Source organism: Peptoniphilus indolicus ATCC 29427, assembly GCF_000227315.1.
GTDB classification, from domain to species: domain Bacteria; phylum Bacillota; class Clostridia; order Tissierellales; family Peptoniphilaceae; genus Peptoniphilus; species Peptoniphilus indolicus.
This window is the reverse complement of the sequence record NZ_JH165064.1, coordinates 1-5,260: the sequence shown is the minus strand read 5'-3', so window position 1 is coordinate 5,260 and position 5,260 is coordinate 1. Positions and strand designations below refer to the sequence as shown.

General features: G+C 28.6%; 5 protein-coding genes and 1 pseudogene. All 6 read left to right on the top strand.

Features of this window, described 5'->3' with window-relative positions:
- A pseudogene (locus HMPREF9129_RS07640) lies at positions 1-1,036 on the top strand (NEAT domain-containing protein); the annotation flags it as partial.
- A gap of 322 nt (positions 1,037-1,358) precedes the next feature.
- Complete coding sequence (locus HMPREF9129_RS07635; protein WP_004822202.1) at positions 1,359-2,264, top strand: heme-binding Shp domain-containing protein; 906 nt, start codon at positions 1,359-1,361, stop codon at positions 2,262-2,264.
- Positions 2,254-3,135, top strand: coding sequence for a heme ABC transporter substrate-binding protein IsdE (isdE, locus tag HMPREF9129_RS07630; protein ID WP_004822200.1), 882 nt, complete (start codon positions 2,254-2,256; stop codon positions 3,133-3,135). Before HMPREF9129_RS07635 ends, isdE begins: the two co-directional genes overlap by 11 nt.
- Entirely contained in the window at positions 3,125-4,117 is a 993-nt protein-coding gene (locus HMPREF9129_RS07625) for a FecCD family ABC transporter permease (protein ID WP_004822199.1), read from the top strand. Before isdE ends, HMPREF9129_RS07625 begins: the two co-directional genes overlap by 11 nt.
- Positions 4,107-4,868 carry an ABC transporter ATP-binding protein gene (locus tag HMPREF9129_RS07620; protein WP_004822196.1) on the top strand — a complete coding sequence of 254 codons (762 nt, stop codon included), beginning with the start codon at positions 4,107-4,109 and terminating at the stop codon, positions 4,866-4,868. The genes HMPREF9129_RS07625 and HMPREF9129_RS07620 overlap by 11 nt, the downstream gene beginning before the upstream one ends.
- Before the next feature lie 19 nt (positions 4,869-4,887).
- Positions 4,888-5,247, top strand: coding sequence for a YbaN family protein (locus HMPREF9129_RS07615; protein ID WP_004822195.1), 360 nt, complete (start codon positions 4,888-4,890; stop codon positions 5,245-5,247).
- Positions 5,248-5,260: the final 13 nt, after the last annotated feature.

The following is a 5,260-nucleotide window of genomic DNA, read 5'->3' as shown; positions in this document are numbered from 1 at the left end:
TATAATTGTTAATTTAAATTTCATACAAGCTAAAAGTTTATCAGAAGAATGTGATGAGAAAATTGAATTTCAATCGGAGTTAAATGAAAAAAGTAGTGAAAAAGAATTTATAAAGTTAGAAAATGGAATTTATAAAGTTCCTATTAAATTAATGCATGCAGTTGAAGATAAACTATCTATGGGAAATGTAGCATTAAATCAGACTGGAGAGTTATTGGTTGAAAATGGTCAAGCTTATTTATTCATTAATGTGAATAAGATACAGATACAAAATATTACAGCAGGACTTGTTAATTTATATTATTTGGACGAAAAAAATTATATATCTGCTGAAGCAAATGACTATTCTATTCAAGTTGATGAGAGTTTAGAAAGACGACCGAGTGTATTTAAGATTTCGATAAAAAAATATTCGTATGATTTAGAAGTGCTTGTAGATCCTAAAGTTGAACCTATGGGAGATAAACCGATAAAAGCTAGACTACATATAGATTTAGATAAAATTAAAAAGATAGATTTAAAAGAGTCTGAAATTATAGAAAAATTTAACACAGGCATTAAAAAGCCTTTGTTTAATAGTAATTTAGCTGGGAAAAAGATAGATAAATCATTTATTTTAGAATTTAGAGAAAATACATTTGATGAAGACTTTAATTTTTATGCAAATAAACTGACTTCAGATAGGTCAGAAGAAATAAATAAACTTTTCAGTCCTTTAGATATAGTTGAAATTTATAAATTAGAAACATTAGGGAATTTAGAAGAAATACCTTATGGGAGAGAAGATATTCAAAGTTTGAGAAAAAATATCTTACCTAAAGGTATTATGAATATCGGGATACCTGTAAAGAGTATAAAACCGGAAGATAATCCTAATATTTATCAAATTAAAGATGGTATTAAAGTAAATTTAAATTATTCAATAAAAGATGGATGCTTTTTTATAGAAAGTGATAGTTTAGGTGAATTTGTAGTAGTTAAAGAAGAGAAAGTAGATAAATTGAATAAAATTGGTGACTTTAAAAAAATGAAATAAAGAAAAAATCTAGTAAAAGTATGCCAATAAAAAAACTAAAAGAGAAGTGAATTTAAAAATGAAAATAGTAGCTCAAAAAATATTCCAATTAATACTTCTTCAAAAATAAATAATGTACAAGAAAAGGTTTCAAGTGTAGATGCAGTATCTTTTAGAAATATAAATAACCAAGAAGCAAGAGAAAATGGATTAGTTATATTTTTAATAGGAGTTTTAGTAATTTTTATAAATGTTGTTTCAATAATTATTTTAAGCAGGAATTACAAAATAATACTTGAAGAATTTCAAGAAAATAGCAGATTAAGAGCGAGGAAGAAATAAGATGAAAAAAATTTTTATATGTTTGTTATTTGTTTTTTTAGTGACTTTTAATTCAAAAATTTTTGCTTACGGAAGTGAAGTTGGAAGAGCTACGCCTTATTATTCTCATCCGATTACAGGGATTATAGAGGATGCTGGGAATAATCCAGAGATTGGTCAGGGAATGACTGAAAATGTATTACATAAACAAGCTTTTTTGGAAGAAGTTGATGGAGTATATTATTTGACTGTTAGATTTAATTTAGCGTCTAACATAAAAAATGAAACTTTTGCAGTTCAAGTTAAAGGAGATTCTGATTTTTACTCAGCTATAGCTGAAGTAGTTCAAACTAATGGAGATACAAGAGACTACAGATTTGAAATTCCTTCAAAAAATGTGATTATAAGGTCTAGTTTTTTTGTTGAACCGATGGGAAGGGATATAATTTTTTATTTTGATGTAGATAATTTTGTTGAAGGTAATACAGATTTTATAGCAATGGATGAAAATAATCTTTTAGAGGAAGAGAGTTTGAATAATGAAATTCATGGAGAGAGTGAAATAGAAAATTTAAAAGTTGAATCAACGGGGAATTTTGAGAGAACTTCAAACTCAATTGGAGAAAAAATAGAAACTAAATCTGTAAATTCTAATTTATCATCTGAAGAACTTGGTTATAGTCACGGATTATTGATGAAAGATTCTCCAGAATTAAAAAAATTACTTGGAGAAGAGGATGATTTAAGAGAAAAAAAAGATTTAGATAAAAGGCCATTGGGTTTTATTACAAAAGCATTTATAGGAATGATTTTAGGTGTAATTTCGTTGATTACAGTTTTCTTAGCATGTGCAGCATTAGCATCTATGTTATATTTAAAAAGATTGAAGTTAGAAAACTATAGAATGGTGGAAGAAGATGAAGACTAAAATTTTTACTATATTTTTAAGTATTTTCCTATTATTAGGATGTGTTGACCAAAAAAGAGAAAATAGAAACTTGAATAATTTAGCTTCGCCGGAAAAACCAAGAGTTATTGTAACATCAATGGCAACAGCATATATAATGGATAAGCTTGAAGTAGAGCTTATAGCCGTTGCGGATAGTAAGATTGATAAATGTCCAAAGAGATATGAAAATCTGCCGAAGATAGGCGTTGCAATGACTCCTGATATGGAGAAGATAAAATCGATGCAACCTGATTATATTTTTAGTCCTGTGAGTTTGATTTCTGATTTGTTGCCTAAATATGAAGCTGCTAACTTAAATTATGGATTTCTAAATTTAAATAATTTAGATGGTATGTACAAAAGTATAGCGGATATAGGCGATTTATTGGGAAGAAAGGAACAGGCATCTAAATTAATAGCTGAATATAAAAAGAATGTGGATGATTTTAATGAGAAATATAATAAAGAAAAATCTCCAAAGGTTTTAATTTTAATGGGTTTGCCGGGTTCTTATGTGGTGGCTACAGAAAACTCTTACGTTGGGAGTCTTGTAAAATTAGCCGGTGGTGAAAATGTGTATTCAGGTTCTAATAAACAATTTTTGACGATAAATACAGAAGATATACTAAATAAAGAACCCGATATTATCTTGAGAACATCTCATGCAATGCCTAAACAAGTTAAGGAAATGTTTAAGAAAGATTTTGAAACAAATGATATATGGAAACATTTTGGAGCTGTGAAAAATAAAAAAGTTTACGATTTAGAGCATTCTAAATTTGGAATGAGTGCAAAGTTTAATTATCCTGAGGCTTTAGATGATTTAGGAGAGATATTCTATGAAAAATAATGTTGGTAAACTTTTTAAGTATTTAATCTTAATCTTTGGGTTAGTGTTATTAGTTATTTATTCGTGTAAAACAGGTAGTATAGATTTAAGTTTTACACAAATTGCGAAAGGATTATTTGTTGAATTTGATCCTGATGTTGCTGCGGTTTATGATTTGAGATTTCCAAGGATTATAATAGCCATTATAGCTGGAGCATCTCTTTCAGTATCCGGAGTTTTATTGCAAGCGGTTATGCAAAATCCACTTACTGACCCAGGAATAATAGGAATTTCCGCAGCAGCTTCCTTGGCCTCTAAAATAGTTATATTAATTACACCAACATTATTTTTTATAGCTCCTATATTTTCAATTATGGGAGGGATATTAGCGTACTTAATTCTATATAGCTTAGCATGGGACAGAGGAACAAATCCAATCAGATTAATACTTGTTGGGGTAGCTTTGAGTATGACATTTTCGGGGATATCTCAAGCGATTAGCGCAATTTCAGGCGGGAATTTAAATACAGTTCAAGCGATAGTAGAAGGTAATGTAGCTCAAAAGACTTGGCAAGACGTAAAAATTATGGAAATATATGGTGGAATTGGATTAGTAGCATCAATGTTTTTGGGTAGAAGTTGTGATTTATTATGCTTAGAAGATAAGACGGCGAAAGCTATAGGAGTAAATGTAAATAGAGATAGATTTATAATTTCAATAATAGCGGTTGCGTTAGCGTCTGTCGCAACGGCTATAGTTGGAGTAATAGGTTTTTTAGGTCTATTAGTAGCTCATATAGCAAGAATAGTGGTGGGTAGTAATCATAGATACCTAATACCTTTTTCAGCTTTATTAGGTGGCTTTATTTTACTTGGAGCAGATACTCTGGGAAGAATTATAGTTTACCCATATGAAATATCTCCGTCTATAATTATGACTACAATATGTGGACCATTTTTTATAGTTCTATTAAAAGTAAGAGGTAAAAAATATGGAAATTAAAAAATTAAATTTTTACTATGGAAGTAAACACGTGATAAAAGATTTATCTTTAACTTTTGATAATGGTAAAATAACTACTTTGCTTGGAAGTAATGGGTGTGGGAAAAGTACACTTTTTAAACTATGTACTAAAGAACTCCCAATAAGACACGGAATTATTAAACTCAATGACAAAAATATAGATGATATAAATCGAAAAGATTTTGCAAAAAAGGTTGCTATAGTACATCAACAGAATAAGTTTGTGGGAGATATAGATGTTGAAAGTTTGGTTAGTTATGGTAGAAATCCATATCTATCATTTATGGAAGGACTTGATGAAAAAGATAATTATGAAATAGAAACTGCAATAAGATTATGTGGATTAGAAGATATTAGAAAAAAGTTTATTAGTCAATTATCTGGAGGGCAATTGCAAAGAGTTTGGATAGCAATGTCAATTGCACAAAAGACAGAGATATTATTTTTGGACGAACCTACAACATATCTAGACATAAAATATCAAATTGAAATTTTAGAATTGGTAAAAAAATTAAATAAAGAATTATCAACAACCATAATAATGGTACTTCACGATATAAATCAAGCGCTACAGTATTCAGATGAAGTGGTTGGAATGTATAATGGTAAAGTTGAATTCAAAGGAGATCCTAAAGTTGAATTGACAGAAGAATCTATAAGTAGGATTTATGATACAAAATTGAGTATAGAAAAATTTAAGAATAGGTTAATAGTATTGCCGAAATTTTAAAATAGAAAAGGAGTAAATTTTGAAGACATTATATATATTATTAGGTTTTATATTGCTGGGATTAGGTATTTTCGGGATATATATACCGGTACTTCCAACTACACCATTTTTATTATTGGCAACAGCTTGCTTTGCAAATGGTTCAGAAAAATTTAATTGTTGGTTTTTGCAGACAGAAATTTATAAAAATAATATAGAACCTTTAAAAAAGAAAGAAGGTATGACTATTAAAAAGAAGTTGAAAATAATGGGCATGATAACTTTATTTTTAGGAATTTCTTTTTTAGTAATGAGCAATATTCATGGAAGAATATGCTTAGTAGTTGTATTTTTGGCACATTGTTATTATTTCTTTGTAAAAGTCAAGACTATAGAATGAGAAGTAGAAGTTG

Excerpts from the sequence above, each read along its gene's own strand:
- HMPREF9129_RS07620 (WP_004822196.1), top strand. The coding sequence starts at position 4,107 with ATGGAAATTAAAAAATTAAATTTTTACTATGGAAGTAAACACGTGATA.
- HMPREF9129_RS07635 (WP_004822202.1), top strand. The coding sequence starts at position 1,359 with ATGAAAAAAATTTTTATATGTTTGTTATTTGTTTTTTTAGTGACTTTT.
- HMPREF9129_RS07625 (WP_004822199.1), top strand. The coding sequence starts at position 3,125 with ATGAAAAATAATGTTGGTAAACTTTTTAAGTATTTAATCTTAATCTTT.
- isdE (WP_004822200.1), top strand. The coding sequence starts at position 2,254 with ATGAAGACTAAAATTTTTACTATATTTTTAAGTATTTTCCTATTATTA.